General features: G+C 56.3%; 14 protein-coding genes. 7 read left to right on the plus strand and 7 right to left on the minus strand.

Annotated elements, in window-relative coordinates:
- Positions 1–28 precede the first annotated feature (28 nt).
- The 3 genes from ELQ88_RS19090 to ELQ88_RS19100 form a co-directional block, all read right to left on the minus strand.
- The gene (locus ELQ88_RS19090) at positions 29–2,902 is read right to left on the minus strand and encodes a hypothetical protein (RefSeq protein ID WP_138966998.1); all 2,874 of its coding nucleotides are present in this window, start codon (positions 2,900–2,902) and stop codon (positions 29–31) included.
- Between the two features lie 64 nt (positions 2,903–2,966).
- Entirely contained in the window at positions 2,967–5,318 is a 2,352-nt protein-coding gene (locus tag ELQ88_RS19095; RefSeq protein WP_138967000.1) for a hypothetical protein, read from the minus strand.
- Positions 5,319–5,411: 93 nt separating this feature from the next.
- Positions 5,412–7,232 carry a hypothetical protein gene (locus ELQ88_RS19100; RefSeq protein WP_138967002.1) on the minus strand — a complete coding sequence of 607 codons (1,821 nt, stop codon included), beginning with the start codon at positions 7,230–7,232 and terminating at the stop codon, positions 5,412–5,414.
- Between the two features lie 205 nt (positions 7,233–7,437).
- On the opposite strand from ELQ88_RS19100, the gene ELQ88_RS19105 reads away from it, so the two are divergent.
- The 7 genes from ELQ88_RS19105 (at position 7,438) to ELQ88_RS19135 (ending at position 18,877) form a co-directional block, all read left to right on the plus strand.
- Positions 7,438–7,908, plus strand: coding sequence for a hypothetical protein (locus ELQ88_RS19105; protein ID WP_138967004.1), 471 nt, complete (start codon positions 7,438–7,440; stop codon positions 7,906–7,908).
- A gap of 173 nt (positions 7,909–8,081) precedes the next feature.
- The gene (locus tag ELQ88_RS19110; RefSeq protein WP_138967006.1) at positions 8,082–8,600 is read left to right on the plus strand and encodes a hypothetical protein; all 519 of its coding nucleotides are present in this window, start codon (positions 8,082–8,084) and stop codon (positions 8,598–8,600) included.
- Positions 8,601–8,678: 78 nt separating this feature from the next.
- Positions 8,679–13,535 (plus strand): RHS repeat-associated core domain-containing protein, encoded by a 4,857-nt coding sequence (locus ELQ88_RS19115; protein WP_138967008.1) that lies wholly within the window; start codon positions 8,679–8,681, stop codon positions 13,533–13,535.
- Positions 13,536–13,783: 248 nt separating this feature from the next.
- The gene (locus ELQ88_RS19120; RefSeq protein WP_138967010.1) at positions 13,784–14,326 is read left to right on the plus strand and encodes a fimbrial protein; all 543 of its coding nucleotides are present in this window, start codon (positions 13,784–13,786) and stop codon (positions 14,324–14,326) included.
- A gap of 102 nt (positions 14,327–14,428) precedes the next feature.
- Positions 14,429–15,184 carry a molecular chaperone gene (locus ELQ88_RS19125; RefSeq protein WP_138967012.1) on the plus strand — a complete coding sequence of 252 codons (756 nt, stop codon included), beginning with the start codon at positions 14,429–14,431 and terminating at the stop codon, positions 15,182–15,184.
- Positions 15,185–15,221: 37 nt separating this feature from the next.
- Positions 15,222–17,735 carry a fimbria/pilus outer membrane usher protein gene (locus ELQ88_RS19130; RefSeq protein ID WP_138967014.1) on the plus strand — a complete coding sequence of 838 codons (2,514 nt, stop codon included), beginning with the start codon at positions 15,222–15,224 and terminating at the stop codon, positions 17,733–17,735.
- Between the two features lie 38 nt (positions 17,736–17,773).
- Complete coding sequence (locus ELQ88_RS19135; protein WP_138967016.1) at positions 17,774–18,877, plus strand: fimbrial protein; 1,104 nt, start codon at positions 17,774–17,776, stop codon at positions 18,875–18,877.
- A 40-nt stretch (positions 18,878–18,917) separates the two neighbouring features.
- Here ELQ88_RS19135 and ELQ88_RS19140 read toward each other — a convergent pair whose 3' ends face one another.
- The 4 genes from ELQ88_RS19140 to ELQ88_RS19155 all read right to left on the minus strand — a co-directional run bounded on the left by ELQ88_RS19140 (position 18,918) and on the right by ELQ88_RS19155 (position 26,473).
- Positions 18,918–20,438, minus strand: coding sequence for a hypothetical protein (locus ELQ88_RS19140; protein WP_138967018.1), 1,521 nt, complete (start codon positions 20,436–20,438; stop codon positions 18,918–18,920).
- Positions 20,439–20,644: 206 nt separating this feature from the next.
- Positions 20,645–22,813, minus strand: a complete 2,169-nt coding sequence (locus ELQ88_RS19145; protein WP_228761535.1) for an autotransporter outer membrane beta-barrel domain-containing protein — start codon at positions 22,811–22,813, stop codon at positions 20,645–20,647.
- Between the two features lie 289 nt (positions 22,814–23,102).
- Positions 23,103–25,088, minus strand: a complete 1,986-nt coding sequence (locus ELQ88_RS19150; RefSeq protein WP_138967021.1) for a hypothetical protein — start codon at positions 25,086–25,088, stop codon at positions 23,103–23,105.
- Positions 25,089–25,330: 242 nt separating this feature from the next.
- Positions 25,331–26,473 (minus strand): glycerate kinase, encoded by a 1,143-nt coding sequence (locus ELQ88_RS19155; protein ID WP_138967023.1) that lies wholly within the window; start codon positions 26,471–26,473, stop codon positions 25,331–25,333.
- Positions 26,474–26,625: the final 152 nt, after the last annotated feature.

Consider the following 26,625-nt stretch of genomic DNA (forward strand, 5'->3'; position numbering starts at 1 on the left):
ATTGCCACGCACCCTGTTAATGCGTTAATCAGGTCAAAACGTTCAATTCCAACTTGTTTCGATTTCCACGAATCAAATGTATGTTAAGACGATGACGGTTCCCCTCAAGATCCACCAAATCCACGATCATCGCCGTGTTGTCTAACTTTTCGAGATCAGTTGCAGTTGAACGACGCAGATCATCGACACGACTTAATGTGATGAGTAATTCACCCGATACCGGATTCTGGTCGGATTCATACTCCCGCTTCAGCACTGGCGCATTTCGTTTATCAAGAGCATCGTCGAATTTTATAACTCTGTTCTCCGGCTTTCCTTCATCGCCGGCGTTGAACTCGTTAAAAGAATAGCCGGTATAGCTGAACATCGTCTCGTTGCCATAGGTACTCTCCCACTGCACAAGAGAGCGAGGGCCCTCGAAAATGCACCGGGTAAACAAAAGGGGAATACGTCCCTCACGCTGATATCCCACACGCCAGTAATCGGTAGTACGCAGGAAATAATCGAAGTCATTGTCCCCCGGTGGCAGCGGATCCCAGCCAGGCCCCGTCGGCCGACCGACGCCGCCTGCTCCACCGCCTGCCACACGCACATCCTTGAAACTGTAATGATCAGCTATCTTGGTCGGGATTGGCATCGGCGTCAGCGTGACATGGCCCTCGTCCTCTGTTTCGTTCGGGCTCGGATACAAATCCGAGCGAAAATCACCCTTGTCATTGTCAGCGACAAACATGGCGACATATCGTTCGCTACCAGGGGTGTCCGTTGGACCCTGGCCCCGAACATGCACATAGAGGCTTTTATCTACGTGGTTGAACAGGTCGTCGCGGGAAACAGGTTCCTTCTCTTGCTGATGGAATCGATTCGGTTCCAACCTGCACGCCCAACGTAGCGGACTACCGTACTCGATCCCTGCCTCTTCGATAAAGGGCATGTGACTGGGGGTTGCCTTCGAAACCAACCTCAAGCTGGCTTCTTCATCGCCGCTCAATGGGTAAGTCGTACCACCCACGGGCTCGGTCACTACCTCGATTCTGACCTGCATTTGTTGCATACCATTGGCATACGCACGACCGACTACCTTACTGATGTTGAACTTGCTCAAGTTTCTCCAGGTCGGTTCCGTAACGGCATTTGTCAGCTGCACGATGCTGTAGCCGTAATACTGGACTTCTTCCATGTCATCGAGCAGTTCACATACAACAACCGAAACAGGATTGGAAAATATCGCCGGTGCCTTATAAAGTCCACTTTGCAAAACGTCGCCCTCACCCAGAACCGTCCAGCGGCGCTTGAGCTGCGTATTTCTGTGGTTCTCTTTCAACTGCAGATCTGCCCCGCGGTTGACACTTCGAGTAAACCCGGGCGAGACATCAAAATCAGGGACAAACCTGAGCAGCAAGACCGAGGCCTGGACGCTCTCTCCGGTCACGGTGTCCCTGGCTTCAATACATTGCACCACCACATCTTCCGCCAAGGGGTCGGTTGGCGGCGTATAAATGGCCGTATTGCCAGCAGCCACCAGTGAACCGTGCTGCGGGACACTCCAGGACAACGCGGCGCCATTCAACGCCGATGCCACGAAGGTCACAGGTTGCGGTTCACCGCGCACAAAACGCCGCACGGCCGAAGGGGAAATGGCCATTGCCTCGGACGTTACCAGCAGTAAGGCGCAGACCTGATGACCCTGAGCGGTGGCCGGATCGGTATATGAGGCCGTCACCACGATACGAACCGTTTCCCGGCCTGCCTGATCGAACGCCACAGGCGTGTATAAACCACTGGTCAGCCCGATTTCGCCGGCAGACTTATGCGTATTCAGGCTGCGCACACTCCAGCGCACACCCGTCAGAGGCTTGCCGTCTCGCAAGGCCTGGTATTGGAATGGTTTGCTGCCAGCCTGCAGACTATGCAACTGTGGATTGATGGTAATGGCCGTACGCGAAGGATCAATATTGCCAAACACCGCCAGGTCATAAGGTACTTCCCGATCCCGTTCGATAAAAACGTTATCTTCGCCCGGGAACAACAGGCTGTGTATCAGTACCAGTTTGTCCTCATCCGCGTAGGGCACGAATTCCTTTGAAAGGATCAAGGTCGCCGAATACATGTCACCCTGGGCGTCCTGGTCATCCGGAATCAGATAGGGAAAATCCCGGGGGGGGATTCCACCACCATGCTCACTGGCCTTGAGCTGGATAAACACCACCACCGCTCCATCGCGATACGTCGAGGACTTGACGTCATTGCCACCTGGAGCCGGCTGGGTCCGCATCTCGAATCGCTTCGGCGTCAGCGGGTTGTAGCCTCGCAAATCGAGCATGCCCAATTCAAAGACTCGCCGGTGAGGAGGCAGTTCGTCGAAACGTTGCTGGAAGTACTCGCCGAGACATTTGCGAGCCGCCGGGGTACTGGCCAGGTTACATTCGATTTTCTGCACCCGGGACAGATCCAGAATAACCCGTCCAAGATCGTCGATTTCACCGGTTACAATTGCCAGATCGACGTCGATCGTCACGGTAAAACCATGGGCTTCACTGATGGTATAACTGTACAGCACTGAGTCGAACCCATCACCGACACTATACGCGGTATAACTGCCTGACAGGATGTTCAACGTGAGTGTGGCAATGGAATTGGTGAAATCTGCAGTTTCAAACGACAATCGCGGCGAGGCTAAAACAATGTCGCGCAGCTCAGCATATTCGGTGTTTAGATCATTAGTGAATGCTTTACCGGAGAACGGCGGCATGTAGCCAGAGCCATCGTACTTGTCGATCCATTGTTGTAGCAATATCCGATTGAGACGAGTGCGGTTGAACACGGTAATAGCGCCCCACCCTTGCGTAATCGAACCTTGTTTCATCTGCCGCACAATATCGGCACGCGAGTTACCAGCCATGATAATGCTCCCAAGTAGTATAATCAGCGTATATTGAAGACTGTAGCTTGATGTTCAATTCAACTTACAGATTGTCGATTGGTTCCGGTTTATTGGGGAGTTCAAAGAGTGGCCACGGCAAAATAATCCAGCCCTCTTTGCTGGCATCATTGGCCTTGCGTGCGGTGATGAGTACAAATCGTTGCTGCCCGTCCGGATCGCCCGTGTATAAACCGTCGCTGTCGATGCCCTCGTTCCCCGCTGAAACTTCCCAGATGGCAGTCACGGGGTTCTCACGATTATCCCGGGCTATCAATTTCGCCTTACCCTGCGGGAAAGATGAGTTGTCCAAATCGACAGTAATAGTCAAATCCGCTTGATAATGAGTAACAACGACATAGGCCGTTTGGGTTTTACGGGTCGCGAGGTTCATGACCTCGATTTCATCGATGAGGAAAGAACCTTCCAATGTCGGGTCTTTCAGGCCTGCGGTATAAGTGTTTTTACCGTCGCTCCCGCCCCTGGCCGGGATGGTGCCAGTGCCTCGTTTGACCTTCCATTCCAGGATACCCTCGCCCAGAGTATGGGCCGACAATACTCGAGTCACGGACGCTTCGGAGGTGGAGGCGCTGCAAATCTGCACGACCGGGTTGACGGTGATGTCCCGGGCGACCACGGTCACCAGGGCCGAACTGCTGTGATTGGACGCAGTGGCCGTGACCCTGACTCGGGTGAAAGTGCCAGAAATGTCAGCGAGGGCGGGCGACGAGTACAGTCCAGTGTCCTCGTCAATGCTCCCGATCTCGCCAGTGCTGCCGGGAATGGCTGCCACACTCCATTTGACTTTGCCGGCGAAGTCTCCTGAGACGGTGAATGGATGCGTGGCACCGTGGCCCATCAAATGTTCCAGGGGGGCAACAGTAAAAGGGTTGACGACCTTGCCAAAAACAACCATATCGCCGGGAAATTCCGCACTCTTTTGTTTTATAGTTTCATGACCGGCGAACAGAATACTGTTGAGCACAAACGTATTAAACTCAATAGTTTTACCGAAAAGCAGTCCAGTGGTATCGTCAAGTGCTCTTTTTATCGTCGTTGCATACTCTCCTCGAGCGGATTCAAGATAGATTGCCACCTCCGGAATCGGCACATATCGCGCACTGAGTTTCATATCCACCAGTAGATTTTTTACTTTCGCCACTACACCTCCAGCATCCGCATCAACAACAAACTCGATGTCCGCGTTCACCTGCAATGCGATATTCATCGTATACTCGTCTGAATCCTCTTCCCCACCCCTCCTTTTAACCAAACACTTCTGCTGACGATAAACGCTGCTGTCCCCCCAGCCAAATCGAATTGTACGATCATCCTGCACTGTTATAGAGAGTCCATCGCTGTCGTTATTCGCAGCAGGAAAAGCAAATTTCAAAACCTCAACGATATAAGAATCCGTATGCCCCACAAACCCGGGTAAAAAGAATACGCCAATGCTCGGCTGAGCTTTGAGCACATTTAGAAAATTTCTATCATCATAGGTTTCAGAAAACTTTACGCCATGAGAGAACATGCCATTCATGCCTTCAGCAATAATTCTACGCATCAGCAGATAATTACTCAGCAACATGGCCGAGTCATACTCCCCGCCCCCATTATTCGGAATCAAGCTCCTCCAGTCGTCAGTAGGCGGTGTCCCGCCTTCCTGATCACCCTCCATGCAGATAAACAGCTCCACCGCACCGTCACCAAAATTATCTGCCGTATTGAGCTCTGCGCCTTGCGCCGTGATGGTCCGCAGCCTGAAGGATGCCGGCTTCAGGTATTGCTGATCGGTATAGGCAATCTTTCCAAGGTGATAGAGCCTTTTTTCCTTGTCTGCGCCCTTGAAGTATTGCTTGAAGAATTCACCGCCGATACGGCGTTCATATGAAGAGTTGGCAAACGTCAACTGCCACTCCCCTTTTGCTGCCTCGGCGGCGCCGAGATCGAGAACCACTTGTCCGGTGTCCTTACCGACCTGGCCACTGATTTTCGACAACACTACGTTTTCGGCAATGAGGTCGGGATGATCGAGCGCATCGATAGAGTGCACCGCAATCGCGCGCTTGTGACCGACTGTATTGTCGATAGAAACCTGTGTCCCGCCGATGACCGCCATTTTCATATTGGCCTCGCCGCCCGCCGCCTTCGAACTGTCTTCAAAAGACAGTCGTGGCACATCGGTAACCCAGTCGCTGAGGTGCTGCCAGTTGGCATCGCCAACGGCAACTGGCTCATTGATCGGCTCCAGATAACTATTGACGGTGAATTTGTTAATGTAGTCCTGCAGCAACAAGGTATTGCACTTGCTGCGATCATAAGCGACCACTGCGCCCCAACCGGCTGTCCTCGGTTTAAGTGCCAGCCATTCCAGCAGTTCTTTTTTTGAGTTGGCCATGATGCATCCCTTTCAATGAGTTTATTATTTCGATCGCCCGAACGATTCAATACAGAACCGCAGAATTTACAATGCAAGGTTCAACATCAGGTGTCAGGCACGCAATGTCAGCTCGGAAGAGTCCCTGAAGGCAGTATGTGTTCGCCCTTCATCAAAGCTGACTGTGACCGCCACCTTGAACTTGTTACCGATCCCGATTTCAGTCCGAAGAAACGATTCGGGCAGCCACGAAGAAATGTGCGGCGCTAGTGCCTCGGTTTCGGTAAGGGGATGATTCTTGATTAAATAATAATCCGTCCCTACGACCTTGATATTGAGGATTTGGTCTTGCGCCATATACGCCCAACGTCCTAGCTTGAACTCGGCCCCCTTGGGATCGGTGATCCGTTCAAGAGAAAGCTCAGAGGTGCCTGCTGCCGGTACACACTGAATGGTCGGGAAACGATCCAGGGGGAATGGCACGATCTTCAACCAGAAGGGGTCGGAGTCCTGCCAGTTTTCCGGCGGTTCGCCATTGGGAACAACCCGCCAGAACACTTTCAACCGCTCACGCGAATTGACACCCGCCCCCATGTTCATTGCAATGGCATTCTTTGGAATATCGAATGCTCGCCAGTTGCCTGCAACCGGCGTCGTCACCACGCTATGGCCCGCCGTACCAGGTTCACCCCAATACAAATGGATGGTGTCGGCTTCATCGACAATCGCCTCGGGGCGCACATTCGCCCGACTGCCGCTTGTGGTATCTGCCGCGTTCATTCGGCCTTCATTCGGCTCGTCACCTGGCTCCGGTCCAGCGTCCTCGAGGCTCGGCATTGGAATATCCAGCGGCTGGCTTATCAGCAAACGCAGGGGTTCACCGGACAAGACGCTACCTGGGCGCGCATATTGGTAGGTGAGCTCCGCATTCTTGCGATTGTTGGCCACCAGCCAAGAATGCTCCAGCTGCAATGTCAGGGTACCGCTGTCGAATGTCGAGGGGTCGAGGCGCACCGAGACAGCCGCATTGGTGCCGGTGCTCACAGTCGCATTCACCAGTACAGTGTCACCCACCCGAGCCTGGGGGTGTAACGCAACCCGCAACGTCACGCCCTCTGGAAAACGCACGGGATCGATAGGGCCTGCGCCGTGGCCATCGATCGCCAGTTCAGGTAGACGCGGCAGAGCCGGCGCCAAAATCTGCAGGGTTTGCAGCGCAGAAACGCTAGGTTCGCCTCCCCCCGCGTAGTCGATGCGATAACTCAACTCCAACCGGCCGCCTGAAATCAGCAGGACTTGAGTTCTGTCCACCAGTCGCGTCAATGGCCGACCGACCTGCGCGTCTGTCACCTCCCAGACGGGATTCAAGGGCGGCCTTGCGTTACCGTTCCTGTCGAAGCCGCGCCATTGCAGTGTGACTTTATCGCCCTTCGCTATAGCCGCATACGGCGGTACGGCTACCGTGACGCCAATGGCGGGTAATACTCTTATGTCAGGATCCAATGCCAGATCATGGGATTCGCGAACCAGTGGAACAGGCAAGTGCGACGTGAGCGAAGGACGTATTCCGACGTAAAAAAACAATCGTTTTGATTCGGGTCCCGGTGTGGGCGCCATGGGGTCCTTGACTGAGTATGAATAAAACACCCAGCCCTGATCCAATCTTTGTAGCGAGTCATTGGGGAAGCTAATCGGTAGCCCTTCAGGCGTCAGGGTGTCATCAATGGGATAGGCAACACCTGCCACGCTATCAATAGCGTCACCTTGTGCCGTACAACCTCGCCAGTTCACAAGAATGAAATGTCCCACGTATGTTTCTATGTCCGGAAACCAGACATGGGTAACCAGGCTTCCCGTGTCCAACTGTGCAAGGTCTAGCGCATTATCGGCATCCAGAAAAGGGACTTTCGGTGCGGGATACGTAACCGCTGTCATGTTCGGAACTCCATCGTTGATCAGTGGGCAGTCACCCGACCCGTAAAAATAATTGCTTCGACGGAGGTGTTTTTACGCTTTAATTTTCGACTTGCCTACCTAACAGAACTGCTAGGTTTACAGACCTGAAAAATACTCTATGGTTAACTCCAACCGGGCTTCTATTTTATGAGCCAAGTGCATTACTACTTAGGGAGATCAATATATGAACATCATTCGAGTTTGGCATCGCGCATTAATATTTGCGGGGAGCTTATTGATGGCAGGACAAATTTTCGCCGCGCCCGTTGATCCTACGCCAGTTGCATCTGCGACCAGTACTGGATTTTTGGTATTCGAAAATTGTCGCTTGCTAATACAAGAAACCATATATTCGATAGGCAGAGGAGACGCTAGCGGTTGCCGAGGCGTTACCATCGATGACACATTTTCGCTTGAAGGGGTTCGCTCAGCCGTCTCGATTAGAATTACGACAGAGGTTGATTCTCAAAAGTACGGCGCCATCAACCTCAGGACCATCAAAGATAATGTCAACACGCCAAGCATGACGTTTAGATATTTAATGAATGCCCCTGCCGGAAAAGTCTATGTGCCTGGGCTTATTTTCCAGGGCGTAGAAAATCCTCTTTTCGTTAGCCGCCGCCTTAGTCAAATTGGAATACAATTAAACAAATAGCCACGAACGCTCACATTTTTCAACGGCTAGAAATACCAACTTTCGACATCCAAAATTCATGTTGTAATTTACTCGCCGAGCAAACATACCTCACGTTCTTCGGCTTTACGTCTGACTTCACTTCAGCGGGCATTTTATTGCCCGACCTATAAATTTTATGATCGAGGCCTTCCATGAACAATTTAAACTCAGCTGTACTCAATACATTCCTGGCTATTTTTTTCTTGCACGCGACGCCATCGCTGGCAGGTACGGAAAGCACAACCGATACGAACCCTGGAAGAATAACATTCATCTACGAAAACGGCATTGAGCAATGTGGCGTCGACGCATCACCCCAAGTGTTCGAGATTAGTTATTATGCTGGCGGACCTGGAATTCGTCCTTGCGATCATAGCCGGGTTCGCTTTATTAAATTAGATGGCGTGCGCTCAGCCGTCACTATCCGCCTCTGGAGTTACTTACGCGGTGGTAAACCCGGCGGCTGCCAATCCAGCGAGACCCATAATTTTACGCTATATCTAAGAACTATTAAAAATCCAACCAACACCCAGATTATAGATCTGAGAAACCTTGCAGACTACCCATTAAACACCCCTATCCAGCCTGGCGTTACGCTAACAAATAAATATATAAAAGACGCCAACAAGATCGACAAAAACTTAAGTTGCGTCCAAGTGATTTATGACTAACTCAGTCTCGGCTTATTTATACACGACTTCACTGACATCCCAGTGAGCAGCTTTTCGAAACAGACCAGAGACCTATCCATGAGCGCCAAGACCGCGGTCCACTCCAACGCCTTCAACTTCCTCAGTTTCGTGCAGTCCGGTGTCGACCCCCGCACCGGCCAGTACACCGTCAACCTCGCCTTGCCGGAAATCAAAGCCAATGACCTCAGCGGCCCGGTCGTGCCCGCCAGTCTGAGTTTCAACCCGTACAATACCCGCGACAGCGGGTTTGGCGTGGGCTGGGAACTGCGATTGTCGCAATACGACGCCGATAAACAGGTGATCGCCCTGTCCTCCGGGGAAACCTTCAAAGTCACCGGTTCCAGCAGCACCGATCCCACCCGCCTGCTCATGGCCGAGCAGAAAATCGAGAGCTTCCACTTCCATCGAGATACGCCGAACCGCTATCGGATCGTGCACAAATCCGGGGTCGTTGAAATACTGGGGCGCGAAGGCGACCTCTTCCTGCCGCAAAGCATTTACAGCGTCGAAGGCCACGAGGTCAGCCTGCGGTACTTGCCGTTCAACAACGGCATCAGCCGGCTGCACACGGTGACCGATGCCCAGGGCAGCACCCTGCTGGAGATCAACCTGCCCACCAGCGCCGTGGAAATCCTGTTGCGCCCTGACGGGACGCCGGGCGGGGGCCTGGCGCGGTTTGAGATGAAACTGCGCAACAGCGGCTCGGGCAATGAGGTGTATGAAGTGGTCCTGCCCACCGCAGACGCGTCCTGGCGGTTCACCTACCAGAAGGTCAATGGCCTGCTGTGCATCACCGAGGTCAAGACCCCGGTAGGCGGCCATGAAACCATTGTATACGCCGGCGTCGGCCACAGTTTTCCGGGCAATGCGCGCGCCCCCCTGCCCAGGGTCTGGAAACACCAGATTCGCCCCGGTTTCAAGCAGCCGATGCTCGAGGTGCATTACGCCTATGACAACAGCGAACTGCCCGGCAGCAGCAACAACTTCCTGGGTAACAACGCCCCGATCGGCTGGGATGACAATGGGCTGGACAACCTCTACAAAGCCGCCGGGCGCTATCAGTACGGCACCACCGAAACCCACTATGCCGACGAGGTGCCGGTGCGCCGCATCGAGCGCACCTTCAACCGCTTTCACCTGATCAGCGAAGAAAAAACCACCCAGGGCCAAAACATTCATCAGGTCCTCACCACCTATTACGCCGATGACAAACTCGAGGAGCCGTTCAGCAACCAGGCTCCGCAGTGCCAACTGCCCAGACGTGTCGAAAGCCGCTGGGGCCTCGAAGGGGGGACGTGGCGCCCCGAGAACGTGCTCACGGCCTACGACACCCACGGCAACCTGACGGAACAGACCCAGGCCAATGGCGTCAAGGAGCGCTACAGCTACTTCCCGGCCGCAGGCATCCCCGGGGAGTGCCCGCCTGACCCGCACGGTTTTGTCCGCCACCTGCACGAGCAAACCGTGACCCCTGCCTCCGATCGGGAAAAGGGTGCCCCGGTGCTGCGCACGCGCAACCGCTACGACCTGATGCCTCCCGTCCAGGGCACTGCCGAGGACGCCTGGCTGGTGCTGACCGAAGAGACCCTGTTGCAGGTCGAGGGCGACCAGGAGCACGCGTTGCAACACAGCGCCTACCTCACCTTCAACCAACCGCGCGACCCCTTGCAGCATGGCCGGCGCGAACAGCAGGCCATCACCCTCAACGGCCGGACCACCACCACCGACTACGCCTACCGAAAGCTGCCCAGTGCCTTTGCCGGCGAAACCGTGCTGCAAACCACCGAAATCCTGAAGGGTTTCGACCACGGAGTCGACGGCACGGACACGAAAAAGACAGTGACCCTGGAACACTCGCTGCTGCACGGCGAACCCTTGCTCACCCGCGACGACAGCGACGTGGAAATTCGCTACACCTATGACGCGTTGCTGCGGGTCACCTGCGAAACCGTGGCCCCGGACACCGACTACGTGGCGTCGCGCACTTACCGCTACGTCCTGACCAACGCTGATGGCCAACAGGCCTGCCAGGAGGCCACCGACGTCAAGGGCGTGCGAACCCTAACCCTGTTCGATGGCTTGAACCGGGTGATCAAGGAACAGCGCCAGGACCCCGACCACCGTACCGGCGCCCTGGCGCAGGCGTTTCGCGACACCTATTACGCCACCTATGACGCCCTGGGCCAACGGGTGGAGGACATCGAGCTGGACTGGCGCAGCGCCGACGAAGAGGACGATCTGCAACTGCGCAGCCAGTACCGTTATGACGACTGGGGCGAGCAGCGCAGCGTGGTGCGTCCGGACGGGGTCGAGGAGCACGAGGTCAGCGACCCGATCACACAGACCACCACGACCTGGATCGAGGGCATGGGCAAGACCGTCACCCACAACAACCTGTTTGACAAGCCCGACAACGTCAAGCGTTACAAACAAGGCGACGAACCGAGCGACCCGCTAGCCGAGCCGTACAGCGAGCACCGCTATCACTATGATGGCCTGGGGCGTACGGCCCATGAGTTCGATGCCCTGGGCTACAAGACAGCCTATGTGTATGACATGTTTAACCGCATGATCAAGACAACGTTACCCAATGACGATGTGATCGAGCGGACCTATGCGCCGCATAGCAGCGGGGAACTCCCCATCACGTTGAAGGTGACACCCGTCGACTCGCAGCAACTTCCCGTGCTCGCTGGCGTCCAGGCGTTCGATGGCCTCGAACGGCTGACCCGACTCATCGTCGGCCCGCGTATCGAGGAATATGAATACAACGCCAGTCAGCGGCGGGTCAGTAGACGCATTACTCCCGCGAAACAGGCTATCGAGTACGTCTATACACCAGGGCTGCCAGATCAACCCATCGCAGTCAACTCCCATGAGGGTGAACAATCGCTATTTGACTATGACGTCAAGACCGCCCGCCTGGATGCTTCGCAAAACAGCGAGGGTAGCCATGGGTTCGATTACGACAGTGCGGCCAATTTAACTGAACATCGCTGGAAGCTGGATGGCAAAACCTGGACTACCGGGTACAGCCACTCATTGAAGGGGCGACAATTGGCACGCTCGGATGTCAACAATATCCAGTGTCAATATACCTATGGGAAGTTTACGGCGCGACTTGAAAATATCTGTCAGGAGAGCTTGCTGGCCGAATTCGAGTACGACCCTTGCGGCCGTCTGTGCCGCACCCTCTGCACCGATACCCTAGCCAACACAACACTGACCACAGAACTTGAATTCGACGATCAAGGTCGCGAAATCCTGCGTACCTTGAAGGTGAGCGACAAGCCGACCCGAACCATCAGCCAGACTTGGCAAACCGACGATCGACTGTCCACTCGCCATCTGAAAACAGACAGTCAAAGCCTGCTCCTCGAAGAGTTCTTCTATGACGCGCGGGGCCGCCTGAATATTCATATTTATTCAGGAGATGAATTGCCCCAGGACCGTTACGGTCATGAGATCACCCAACAAATATTCATCTTTGATGCCTTGGACAATATCCTGGAATGCCAGACCGTTTTTAAAGACGGCACCCTTGACCACGCCGAATTCACTTATGGGCCTGACGATTCCTGCCAGTTGAAAAGCGTAAGCCACAGCCACCCCTCCTACGTCCCACAGTGTATTGAATTCAAATACGATCTGAACGGCAACATGCTCAACGACGAACAAGGCCGTCACCTGCACTATGACAGCCAGGGGCGCTTACTTGACGTCAGCCCTGCGCTGGGAGTTGCCGAGACGACCTATCGCTACGACAGCCACAACCACCTCTTCGGCGTTACGCGTTCGGGTGAAGAAACCCTGCGCTTTTATCAGAACGATCGCCTGAGCAATACCGTAACAGGTGATATCCACCGGCAATATCTCTACAACCAGGATCATCCGCTGGCTCAACAACAATCAGGTGATGCCGGGCAGACCTTGCTGTTAATGACCGACGGTAAACACAGTGTAGTGGGTGAAAGCCAGGGAACCGAACTGCGCACCGCTACCTATAATGCCTATGGCGAACGCAGCGGCGACAGTTCGCTGCAGAGCCTGCTGGCTTTCAATGGTGAAGTCTGCGAAGAAACCGGCGGCTGGTACATGCTCGGCCGTGGCTATAGAGCCTATAACCCGGTCCTGATGCGTTTTCACAGCCCGGACAACGAAAGCCCATTTGGTGCTGGCGGGATCAATCCGTATCAGTACTGCCTGGGCGATCCGATTAATTTCAGTGATCCGACCGGACATAGTGTCGCTTGGGATATTGCTGGAATTGGCTTTTCCGCGATGTCCCTGTTCAGCGGTAACCCACTGCTGGTGTTTTTTGGCGTTATTGGCATGTTAGCAGGGCAAACGGCGTTGACCGCAGGCATCATAGGCGATCAAAAAACTGCGAATGACGCGAGAACCGTAGCGTTGATTGCCGGGTTTGCCGAGATGGGGGTCGGAATGTTGACCAGGGGGGTGGGACAGAAGGCTTCCCGGCATCTGTTGCAAAGAGCCGAAGACGCCACTAATCCTTTGGCTGGCAGTCCTTTTTCACAAAGGACGATGGACGCGCTTAAAAATGCCGACATTAGTTTGCCGCGATTCAAGGCTAAGCCTTATTCGAAAAACACAATGAGCGCGCTTCAAAATTCCGACATTAGTTTGCCGCGAGCCACGGTTGCGCCTTTTTCGCCAAACACGATGAACGCGCTTCCACAAACCGATTTTAATTTGCCGAGAGCTACGGCGAGGCCGTTTTCTGAAAATACGATAAATGCACTTGAACGCAACATTCCAGACCTGCGCGTTCCAAAAGAACTTTTAACCAGCCAACCCAACGACAACTGGACAATGAGTTCTAAACGGTTCTGGCCTGACGGAATGTACCTTCCAGAGTACAATAAAGCGGCATTAACGATTCGCACAGTCTAACTTTGACGAACACACGCAATTTAACTTTGACGCCAAGTGCTATTCATTTGAATAGCACTTGGCGCTCGCATTTGCGCCTTCCATTCATGTGCAAATAATATTGAGAGTTCTCTCATATACCGCCCCCGCCCTGCCCCCTAACATCCCTCCCGCCGAGACACCTGACACTTTACCCCTACCCTCTACACACTACCCGGTCATGTCTCGCGCTTCAAACTACGACCGCTGTCATAACAGGATTTATTGACATGAAAAAAGCGCTTCTCGCTATCTCCATCGGCCTGGCCGCCGGCCTCGCCGGCACTTCGGCACTCGCCAACACTGGCACGATCAACTTCGAAGGCATGATTACCAGCAGCACCTGCTCGATCGAGGTGATCAACCCTGGTGACGGTAGCCCCGGCAACCTGGTCAAAATGGTCGGGGTCGATGCCAGCCGCTTCACTGCCATCGGTCAAGAATACGGTGGGAAAATCTTCGACTTGCGTGTCCATGGGGGCTCCGGTTGTGCTCTGGATCCAGATAACCCTAACGTCGCCACGGTGACTTTCTCCGGCCTTCCGGATGATAGCGACACTTATTTTGCAGTCTCGGAAGCCCAAGGCGTTGCAATCGCACTGAGGGATGCTAACAACAAGCTGCTGGCTCCCGGCTCGGAAAGCGACGAATACTCGATAAACGCTGACCGTCCGACCGACCTGCGATTCTACGCCACCTATCGCTCCATTGCGACTGCAGTGACTCCAGGCGCAGCCTCCGCAGACATCCAGTTCAGCGTCGCCGTGAACTGATACACCCCTGGCCCCCGTCGACATACAGCCTGTAACCGCTGGCGGGGGCACTCTGACAATCGCTCGGATACGTGCTCCACGTCCAGGCAAAAGGTATTTCCCATGTTCGGCTTGATCAAACAGGTTGCCGCTTGCCGGCCAGCCATGGGCGCCTGCATGACCTTGTTCATGTTGGCGGCCCATATTCCCGCCAGCCAGGCGGCTCTGACCATCAGCAGTACCCGAGTGGTATTCGAGAGCGACAAGCGCAGCGTTTCATTAATCGTCGCCAACCCAAGCGACAGGCCTTTCGCCGTGCAAACCTGGGTCAATACCGCGGCCGACGATACGACTACCGCTGTGCCGTTCATACCCTCGCCACCCTTGTTCCGGCTCAATCCCGGCAAACAGCAACAGGTGCAAATCAACGGGCTGCCCAACAGCTTGCCGTCGGATCGGGAGTCGGTCTTCTACTTCAATGTCCAGGAAATTCCGCAGGTCACAGCCAACGAAGGCAACGTACTCAATATCGCCCTGCGCACCCGGATCAAACTGTTTTATCGACCCGCTCAACTAAAAGGCCATTCCATCATCCACCTCAAAGACCTGCAATGGTCTATCCGCCAGGTTGATGGTCAAGCGCAACTACAGGTCCACAACCCTTCCCCGTTCCATGTTTCCTTCAGCCGTATCGATGTAAGCGGCGCCGGTCAGAGCCAAAAGCTTACGAGCGCCGAGATGGTCGGGCCATTCGCCAGCCAGCGTTATGCCCTGGACGGAATCAAGGCGGCTTCAGGCCTGCAAGTGGAGTTTGCGGCGATCAACGACTACGGCGGCTACAGCACACCGCTGCTGCAGCCAATCCAGTTGAGCCCTTGAGGGCTGCCCACGGCCTTTTTCCGTCAGGATAACGTTTATGACCCTATTCCCCGGACATCGACTGGCGCTCACTCGCCTGCGGTTTATCCAGCTATTTGTTCTCGGCAGCAGCACCGCCTTATTGGAAATCAAGCCCGCGCACGCCGTTCCGGGCACCGGGTTTCAAGCCGGGTTCATGCACCAGAGCCCAAGCCACGCCAGCGATGCGGGTGCGCTGGCCTTGGATGCACTGGCTAACGGCGCAGACCTTGGACCGGGGCAGTATGCGGTCGACATCCAGGTCAATTTTCGCTATTTCGGCCGCCGCGATATAGATTTCGAACTCAGCCCCGAAGGCGATCGACTCCTGCCCTGCCTGTCGGCGGAACTGTTGGAGGCGTTCGGCGTGCGGCTGGAGAGCCTGGCCGATCCGGCGCTGATGCAAAACGCCTGCGTCGATTTGAAGACGCTTATCCCGAGTGCCACCACCGAATTCCATGGCAACGACTTGCGCCTCGATGTTTCAATCCCGCAAATCGCCATGCGGCGAGACATGATCGGCCAGGTTGACCCCGAACTGTGGGACTACGGCATCAATGCCGCCTTCGTCAATTACCAGACCTCGGCCCAACAAGGCAGGAGCAGCTACGCAGGCAATTCCAGCAGCCAGGACCTGTACCTCAACAGCGGCGTGAACCTGGGACCCTGGCGCTTGCGCACCAACCAGAGCCTGCGCCAGGATGACCAAGGGCAGCGCAGCTGGAGTAGAGCCTACGCCTACGCACAACGGGATCTGCCGGGGATGAACGCCAACCTGACCCTGGGCGAAACATCCACCCCGGGTGACGCATTCAAGTCTTTGCCGCTCAAGGGCGTGATTATCCGCTCGGACCAAAGCATGCTGCCCGATGTGCTGCAAAGCTATGCGCCGATCATCCGTGGCGTCGCGCTAAGCCGGGCCAAAGTCGAGGTGCTGCAGAACGGCTATCCGATCTACTCCACCTATGTCAGCGCCGGCCCTTACGAAATCGATGACCTGAGTACGGCCGGCGGCAGCGGCGAACTCGAGATCGTCGTGACGGAGGCCGACGGGCAGGTCCGCCGTTTCACCCAACCCTACGCCACCCTCGGCAACCTCCTGCGCGAAGGGACCTGGCGATACAGCGCCAGTGTCGGACGCTACAACGCGTCAACCAAGCTCGAAGACCCTCTGCTTTGGCAGGGAACCTTGGCCATGGGGACCGGTTGGGGCTCGACCCTGTACGGTGGCCTGATGGCCAGCGAGTTTTACCGGGCCGGCAACGCCGGCGTCGCCAAGGATATCGGCGCCTTGGGGGCTCTGTCCTTCGACGTCACTCACTCCAGTGCAGAGGTTGATACTTCGGACACCGATTCGACGCAGGGCATGAGCTACGCGATCAAGTACGGAAAGTCGTTTCAGAGCCGGACCAACCTGCGTTTCGCCGGGTATCGCTACTCGACGGAAGGTTACCGCGACTTCGACGAAGCCGTGCGCCAGCGCAGTCGCGATTCCGCTTTTCACGGCAGCCGACGCAGTCGCCTGGAGGCAACGGTTTACCAGAATATCGGCAAGCAGAGCTCTCTCGGCCTGACACTGTCTCAGGAAGATTACTGGCGCAGCGATTATGAGCGCAGGCAATTTCAGTTCAACTTCAACACCCTTCATCGGGGCGTCAGCTATAACCTGTTTGCCAGCCAATCGCTCACAGACCGCGACAATGTCAGTGATCGACAATTAGGTCTGAGCGTTTCGATGCCTCTGGACTTCGGCAGTGCGAGTACCGCAACCTTTGATTTGCTCAAAAGCGGCGATACATACAGTCAGCGAGCCAGTCTCAGTGGCAACACCGATGACAGCCGCCTCAGCTATCAGGCCTCCGTGGCCCGCGATAATCTGCAACAGCAATCCGCCACGCTCGCCGCTGGTTACCAGACACCCCACGGGAATCTGGGTGCAGGCCTGACCCAGGGCCGCGACCATCGCAGCCTCTCACTCAATGCCAGTGGTGCGATTCTGCTCCACGCCGACGGCCTCGAACTGGGTCCGTACCTGGGCGAAACGGCCGGACTGATCGAAGTTCCGGATATCGCCGGAGTCGGCGTCGCCAATGCCGCCGGAGTGCGCACCAATGCCCGCGGTTATGCGCTTGTGCCTTACCTGCGGCCCTATCGGGCGAATCAGATTGCACTGGAGACTGACCAAATGGGTCCCGAAGTGGAAATCGACAATGGCGCGACCCAGGTTGTGCCCCGGCGCGGCGCGATAGTGAAAGCCAGTTTTACCGCGCGCAAGATCAGTCGACTGATCATCACCGGACGCACGGCGACCGGTCTTCCACTGCCGTTCGGCGCACAAATCAGCAACGTTCAGGGCGAGACCATCGGCGTCGTCGGTCAGGCAGGACAAGTCATGCTGGCGACCAGCGCCGAACCGCAACGACTTGAGGTGCGTTGGGGCGAAGAAGGCGAGCAGCGCTGCCAAATGAGCATCGACCCTCAAACGATGGAGCAGGCTCAGGGTTATCGCCTGCAAGAAGTGTCGTGCCTCTAGATCAGAGCAATATTCTCCTCATACCCAGGAAAAAAAACATGAACGCGACGATACGACATCTGACCGTCCTGACGGCCCTTGCTGTCGGCCCCATGGCGCAGTCGGCTGTAGCGGCGTCGGACGAAGCCAATGGTTGCCACTGGGGAACCGCACCCGGCCCCATGACATTCAACGTTGATGTGGGCACAGTCTATGTGCCACGTGATGCGCGGTCCGGGAGTCTGATCGGTACATTCGACAGATATGCCTTTACCAGAAATGCGGAAGGCTTGAGCCTAGAGTGCTTCAACGACGGCAACCACCGGCTGAGATTCGAGGCAAGCTCCATCGCGCCGGTTTTTTCGGGTACCTTGCCGCCGATAAATGGCGAAGATGTTAATGGAAAGGTCCTGGAAACGGGCATCAACAATGGCATCGGCGCCCGCATCCGGTTAGGGTTCCCTTACTCGGGCGATTACGAAAACGAATTCAGGCCAATTGGGCCGCCTGTCGTGCCTTTTGCGGCTGAAGTCAACCACAGCGTTCCTAGCTCGATCCCCCTGAATTCATTGACCAGCCACGTGACGCTGATCAAAATCGGGCCTATTGCCCCGGGGACGCAGGTGTTCAACAGCAGATTATTCAGCGGCAGTGTGACGGGCCTCAACACCATCTTCAATTACCAGATCCGGGGTACCGTCATACAGTCGCAATGTACCGTGCTGGGCAATCCGGTGAGTGCAAACCCTGTAGATCTGGGCACCTGGCCCGCATCGGACTTCACTCACAAAAACTACGGCACCACCCCAATACCCTTTGACATCACCCTCAGCGACTGCGAGTCGGACCCCAACGGCGGTAACGTCGCCACCGCACACATTCGTCTGGACGGGGCAAAAGGTTCGGTGCACGTGGACGACGGCAGTAACGGGGTGTTCACATTGGGCAATGGCTCCACGGCAAGCGGCATGGGCATTCAAATAATGCTCGAGGACGGCATAACCCCGGTTCCACTGGGCACCCAAGTATCGTTAAAGAGAATCGAACCTACTGGGGCCACAAAACTGCCATTTACCGCGCGGTTCTTTCAAACCGAAAACAGTGTCGATATTCGGGGGGGTGTAGCCAAGGGTGCCCTGAGCTTTACTGTCACCTATCAATAACCCTGCGCAAGCCCTGCCAAGGGCTTGCGTCAACGGGATTTCAGGCAACCAGCGTCACTTTGAGCCAAGGCAAATGCGCTGATGCCGGATTGGGCGCGGCTTGCCCATTCCAGGTCTGGCCGTTGTCGAAACTGATATAGGCTTTTACCGTCAGTTGCGATCCAAGCCTGATGCGGGACAGGAAGTCTGCTTTCGCCATCAGTGCCTCACCCCGGGCGATACCCGCAATCGCCTGGGCTGGCGTGACCTCATGCTTATCCAGCGCAGCATACCGGATAGTCTTCCCGCTTGAGTCTTCGATGCCCTCGACAAAAATCGAGATACGCTGCTGGCCCGCACTGAATGGCCAACGCCTGAGAACGATACTGGCACCTTCCGGTGGGACCTTGTCCAGACTCAAAGGCAAACCATCCGCGCTTTCAGGCGCCGGCAGCCTGTTAGCCGGATAGTTAAGAACGGTCAAGGTGTAGGGGACTGATTCATGGGGTTTGCCGAACTTATCCTTAAAGTGATAAACAACCGGTATAGCCTTGCCAAAATGCGGTGCCATGTACTCTTTCGGGATTTTGTACTTCCATTCGTCGACACTGATCGGGTCTGCAAGGTAAGCACCCAGTTGACGTGCCACCCCCCATTGCACCTGGGGTATTTCGCCCGGGTAGAGCTCCGACGCCGGATTCAAGATGACGTTAACGCCGCCTGTTGCATCGGTGGGTTCGAGCGTGCCCCTCACTGGCCAGCCAGTGCCCGAGGCTTCAACGACTTTCGCGGGAGGTAGACTGCGCGGGTGAGGTTGAGCCTTGACGATCAGCATTTGCACCTGTGACAGGCCACTGGGGGGATTGCCTGCACGATCGGTAATCGTGTACCAGACGTATCGTTCACCGTCATCCTGACTGCGAATCCAGTCACCACCGATATCAATGAACAGTGGCTGATCATAGTCCTGGGCATTCAACTCTTTGGTGCCGCCGAGAGTTGTTCCGGACAGGCTCCGGTCCCAGTACCAGGCAATGACGTCGCCCACCTTGGGTGTCGTGTAAGCAGGGAGATGAGCCCTTACCTTGTCTTCATCTTCAAGGTAGTAAGCGGTGAGTTGCTGGGGAGGGAGAATGTCAGGGGGAAATTGCAACTTGCTGGTCGCCGCCAAAATCGGTGGGCGGGTGTCGATGGTAATGGTCACAGGGTACGATTGCGTCGGATTATCCGGATCGCCGGACCAGTTCTTTGCGTCGTAACGCAAGACCAGCGGGCCTTGTCTGTTCGCCCACTTATCGCTGGGAATATTGACGAACAGATCCTCAGGCTGGATGGGGTGTACCGTCCAATGTTTGGCGGCAACCTCGTCATCGTCCAGAAAGATACGGACACGCTCTGGAAACGCTACAGAGGGCAGCGAGTTCTGCCAGAGGGGAAAGGTGACCTTCAACGGTTGAACCAGAGCGCTGGCGGGTATGAGGTTGATGTCGCCACCGGGGACATCGGGTAGTGCAGCCGGCACATGGGGCGCGACGAGTTCTCTGGCGTTTTCAGGGGATGTTTCGGGTGCGGATCCAGGCATCGGTGTTCTCCCTCACGTGGCAGCGAAGAGGCAGAATGAACCAGCAACGCTGGCCTCTTCACGCAGTTGGCATGAATGGCCATTAAACGCTTGGGTGTCGATTTTCGATACTGACAGAACTGACAGTTGGACGATAAAAACCGGGGTTTTCCCGGGGTTCGATTGCAACGTGAAGTCGCAATTGAGCCCCCGGTGTGATCGTCCCGTTACCAGCTGTAGCGAACGCCGACGTTGGCCCCCCACGGCTGCTCGATCTTGTCGCCGTTGCTGTAATCGAGGTCGACATGGATCGATACCTTGTCGGTGACTGTCATCGCCACACCCGCACCCAACTCGCCACGGCTACCGGACAGGTCATTGTTGAACGAGTTCTGGTTGACTTTGACCTGGTTGTTTTTTGCAAACTCATGAGCATAGGCGGCACGGATATACGGCTGCACCACGGTGTCGGCGCTGAGATTGAAATTGCGCCCGACCGTCGCACCGACCTTGCCCAATAATGAGCGAGTGCGGTCGCCTTCGGCAGACAGGCCATTATCCAGGTCGTAGTCCTTACCCTCGACGATCAGGCCCGACAGTTGAGTGTAAGGCTCGACAAAGTAGCCGTCGTCCAGCGTGATGTGCCGACCGAACTCCAGGGACGCGCCAATGCCATTGTTGTCGTAGTTGCCCTTGGTTTTCTTGCCATCGCTGAGCTGAACGTCCGACTTGTTCTGGAAGCGGTTGAACTTGAGCACGCCGTCGAGGTAGTAACCGTTTTCGCGATCCAGCCATGTGGTGTAAGCGCCAACGTAGTAGCTGTCGACCGTACCGTCAGTGCCGCGGCCCAAGTCCAGGTCGGATTTGCTGTAACCGCCCAACAGACCGACCAGCCACTGTCCGTCACCGATCGGCAACGGCGCGTCGGCACCGAACGACAGGCCTTGCTGGGCTTGCCGGTAGCTGACGCCTGCGCTGGCACTCACATCGAATCTGTTGCCATAAGCGCGAACCCAGCCACCGGCCTTGCCTTCATCCATTCGTACTTCGCCCATGCGGCTGCGCAGGGTACTGAGTTCGCCGTACCAGACGGTCGGTGCCGTGTTGAACAGTGCCAACACCGAACGCGTGCCGGGGCTGACGACGCGAGTGGTGGTATCCAGGTACCAGTTGTTGCTGTCGCGTTGAATCAGATCGTAAGAGAACGCTCCCAGATCCACCGCCCCGCCCAGCAGCGAAAAGCGGGCGTCACCGCTGCCGGCATGCACCACATGCAAGCTGCTGGTGGCGGTCGGGTCGGTGCCGCTGCTGCCGATCAACAGGCGGTGATCACCGGTCGCAGTACCGGTCACGTCAAGGAAGTCGACATTGCCGGTGCCGAAGTCGGCATCCATGATGAAGGTGCCGTTTCCGGACAAGGAGCCTACCGACAAGGTGTAAAACTCACTCGGATCACCGAGCTTGATTGCACCGCCGTCCATCGACAGCCTGGCGATATCGCCATCGCCCACCATCACCCAGGTGGCATCGCTGTTGATCGTCAGCTGTTCGAGATTATCCAGGCGCCCGGTGAGTGTCGCAGCGTTTTCCAGCTGTACGGTGCCGACGCTGCCGGCCTCGACAATGACATTGCCAACGAGTGAGCTGTTGCTGACGAGCAGATTGGCCGAGCCCCCGCCATTGACTTCAAGCAGCGTGCCGTTGCTGCCCTCCAGCGTGGATTTGTTGCGCACTTCAATGTTGGCCGATGGCGTACTGACGTTGAATCCATCGACGAGGATGGCCGACCCGTTTTGCCCGATAACGCTCGATTGGTTGTCCAGTATCAATGTGCTGGGCGCCGATATCCCGGGATTGACCGCTATCCATACGCCGTTCTTGCCGCCGGTAATGGAACTGGAACTGGCGGTGGCGTTACCGCTGGACATGAGTAGCCCGGCACCCTCGGGGTTCGTACCGGCGAGGGAGGATCGCTCCAGATTCAACTGGCTACGACCATTGACCAACCCGCCATTGCGCCCACCGGTGATGGTGCTGTCGAGCACTGTTACCTTCGAGCTCGTGGTGCCGTCCGGGCCGTCGCCCACGGACAATCCCGTTGCGTTGGTGCCGCCATTGATCTGGCTGGCGGTAATATTCGCGGTGCCGCCGCTGACCCCGACTCCATCGTCAAAACCATCGCCCGTTACGTGGCTGCGGTCGAGAGTCAGGGTAGAACCGCTCCTGACCCTGATATCGAACGTGCGTGCGTCGATGGCGGTCAGAGTCGCCCCGTTCTGCAGCTGGTAGCGATCTTCAGAATTTCCCGAACCTATGGTTTCACTCGTATTGTCAATGACCCGCGCCGTCACGTGTGGGCTGACCAGCAGCAATGCGGCCATGGACATAAGGTTCATGGCACAAAACAGCCGGCAACAAGCAAAGGGTTTTATCGAAATCATGAAAAGCCACCTCTATATAATGTTTCACCAGAATGAGTCCGTCATTTCCCACAACGAACTCGGCTCGAACCTACAAAGGCGGCGAATAATATTGAGATAAAGTTCCAGCGGATGTAGGAAAAATCCTAAGCAGTGGCGGGTGTTATCCCGGAATGGAAATCCCACTCACCACCGGTGCAAAAAAAAGGGGTGCCGCTGCCGCTGCCCCCCTTTCCGTTCCGTCAAAAAAAGCGGCGCCCTCAGCTCAAGGGCGTGTTATCGGGCAAACGCCTGTCCCTGTCCCCAACGCGACATTGAGCGTTGCGTCCGGCGACGGCGATGTCACGCCGCTGACGGTGTAACTGACGATACCCCGGCCAACCTGATCCGACTCACCGCCATACAACGGCAGAATTTTTGTATCGTAAGGCCGCACGATCCAGTCAAGGCCAGTACGCTCCTGGTCCTTGGTCAGAGGGTCAAATATGTGTTCCAGATCGGTGCCGCCAATAGGGTCGGCAGGAAGAGGGCCGCTCGGATCATAGCCTTTATGACCTTGCCACTTGACCGTGACCACTACGTCCTTTTTCAGGTAGCGAGGGTTGGCCGGGATATGCACTTTGATTCCGAGGCCTTCGACCGGATCCCAATCCAACAAGTGGCAAAACATGAAATCGCCGGGGGCCTTGTCCGGGAACTGTACGGCGTCGGGGACGACGGTATGGACATTCACGTCGACTGGCGTAGGTTTTGAACGCTCTGCGTTGATAACACCGGGGCGACGAAGCCAGTAGAACACTGGCAACGCGGGATCATTACTGCGTTCATCGATGACGTCCCACGGGATTGGAATTTCCATAGGGGTGCCCGCTGTCTCGGTGGTGATGGTGGTCACGGGTAACACCGGCAACCCACCCCACATCACGTGAATTTCATCCCCCGGCACCGGTGGGTCGTAAAGCGTAAACAAGACTTTGGCGTCTTCTTCCGCATCGCTCAGTATCAGTTGGTTTTCAAGGTCCGACCTGCCCCGCACCTCCACCTCATCCAGGTTGGGGTTGGTAATGTCCGGCCAATCGGGGTTGACCGGCCCTACCCTGGAAAAATCCACCTGAACCGTAATGCCAGGTGCTGTGAAAGGCCGCGATCCACGACGGACCTCGTATTTCACCGGCGTTGTCTGTTCACCGGTGGCTTGGGTGTATTGGGCCTTTAAAACTTCCAGCGGGACCTTGATCCGGGTTTCAGACCGAGGCACTAACGGATGCGGCTGCAGCTCCTTTGTTCCCCAAGTGACATAAATATCATCGGTCGACTTGCCATTAGTCACCTCGGGGATCACCACTGTCACCTCCCGGCTGGCAGCATCGAGCTGATCGATCAGGCCGTTATCGTCTGCCAGCGGTACATGGGGTATAGGCAAAGGTTCGATGGGGAGCTTCCCGAGCGCAACGTTGCGCAGCCGCATGAGGGACAAACGGCTGGGATTGCCGGCCTTGTCAAACAAACGGTAAGCACAAAAGGCCGGACCATCCTCCAGCAACGACAGTGGGATTTCGAGTTTTCGATCTACCGGAATGTCTATCGGTACCGGGGTAATCGGCACGATGTCTTCCGGATTGATCGGTTCGACTTTTTGCCAGCCGTAAGAGATCGTGTCCCCCAGCTCGTAATCAGCGTAAGCGGGGATCTCGACCATTACTTTATTGCCGTTGGCCGTCAGGTAAGCGTCGTTTATTTCATCCGCAGCCAGAATGAATTCCGCAGGATTGAGCAGATCGTACGGCGGCGTTCGGTCGATACGCAGCGGCGAGGTCGTTGATTGACTGACGAAATCCGGGTCGCTGTAGAGCTTCAACGTCCATCTGAGATTGAATCGACCCTGAATGTCTTTATCGAAAGGGTCAAGTGTGACCGGCTTGGGGAAATCGTCTCTATCTTGCGGGTAAGGAAAGGGTTCGTCCTTGAGTTTCTTATAGGTACTCTCGCCCACCCGCGCCCATTCAATCCGGACGGTGGCGTCCGCGTTGGGAAAAGGTGGAAGATTTTTCCATGCGGGAATGTTGACGACTAATGGCAAGTCATTGCTCGAGGCCGGGCGCAACCCTTCGGTATCTCCAGGGATCAGGCCATCCATGGTAAGGGGATCGAGCGCTTCGGAATCTGCCGTTGCGTGGTCACGCTGGGCCATGCGCTCGCGTTCCGCCCAACGTACCCGCTCCGCGTTTTTCTGTTTGTCTGAACTTGCCATGTTCACTTCTCCCGTACCGTTCAAATTCAGCCATGACCCTCGCCATGGCTGTGGAACCCGTCTGGCAGTTCGATCCATTTGCGCACTGCATACGACGCTTCATCGTTCTGCCAGGCTTGCGAAGCCTGACCGAATTAGGCACGAGATTTTATTGCTCCGATACTGTCAGAGTTGACAGGTGGCGATGCATACAGAGGGTTGGCGGGCGCGGGAGTCGCGCGATCTCTGTGGTGAAGGAAGTGTCAGACCCTGCGCGCGGCTATCCGCCAGACCCGCGCTATATCGCTCGCCCGTTCACGCAACAATCGCGGAGCCTCGGCACAGGCCTGGGCCAATGTCATCGGCCCGCTCGCCAGGGCAAACGCGGCATCGATGCCATGGGCATACAGTTGCTGGTACCCCTCGCCCAGCGTGCCGGCGATGACGATCACCGGCACACCTTGTTGCCTGGCGATCCGCGCGACGCCAAACGGCGTCTTTCCACGCAGAGTCTGCGCATCGAAACGCCCCTCGCCAGTGATCACCAGATCGGCGTTTTTGACCGCTTCGGCCAGGCCAACCAGTTCGGCGACCACTTCAACGCCGGCTTGGAATTGCGCTCCCAGAAACGCCTTGGCGGCAAACCCCAGGCCGCCTGCCGCACCGCTGCCGGGCTCGTCGCGCACCTCTGTTTTCAGGGTTTGGGCGCACAGTTCGGCGAAGTGCCCGAGGGCGCGATCCAGCTGTTCGACCTGTTCGGGCGAGGCACCTTTTTGCGGGCCGAAAATCGCGGAGGCGCCGTGGGGACCGCACAGTGGATTGTTGACGTCGGCGGCGATGTCGAAGCGCGCGTCGGCCAGACGAGGATCGATGTCAGTCATGTCAATGCGGGCCAGTTGCGCGAGCGCCAAACCGCCTGGTTCCAACACCTTGTCGTGTGCGTCGAGCAATTTCACGCCCAACGCCTGCATCGCTCCCGCGCCGCCATCGTTGGTGGCGCTGCCGCCAATCGCCAGGATCACCCGTTGCGCTCCGGCATCCAGTGCCGCGCGGATCAATTGCCCCGTGCCAAAGGTGCTGCTCAGGCAGGCATCGCGCTGATCGACCGGCACCAACTGCAGCCCGCTGGCTTCGGCCATTTCGATGATTGCGGTGTGGCTGTGGGGCAACCAGCCCCAGGCGGCATTGACCGTTGCACCCAGCGGGCCGCGGACCTCGATCCGGCGAAGCTCGCCCTTGCAAGCAGCCAGAACCGATTCAATCGTCCCCTCCCCGCCGTCGGCCATCGGGCATTTGACCAGTTGAGCATCAGGCCAGACATCTGCCAGGCCCAGAGCAATGGCGTCGGCTACGCCTTGGGCGCTGAGGCTGTCTTTGAACGAATCGGGGGCGATCACGATTTTCATGGGTGTTCTCCAGTTCCAATGACTTCATGCTGCCAGTTGGCATCGACAATGACGCCAGGCCGCGGCACAAATTACGACCGGGTTTGTTGTTCATTGTCACAAAACCCGTGCCGCCCTGTAGGAGCGAGCTTGCTCGCGATGGACTTGAAGCT

This window comes from Pseudomonas sp. MPC6 (genome assembly GCF_006094435.1).
GTDB lineage: Bacteria > Pseudomonadota > Gammaproteobacteria > Pseudomonadales > Pseudomonadaceae > Aquipseudomonas.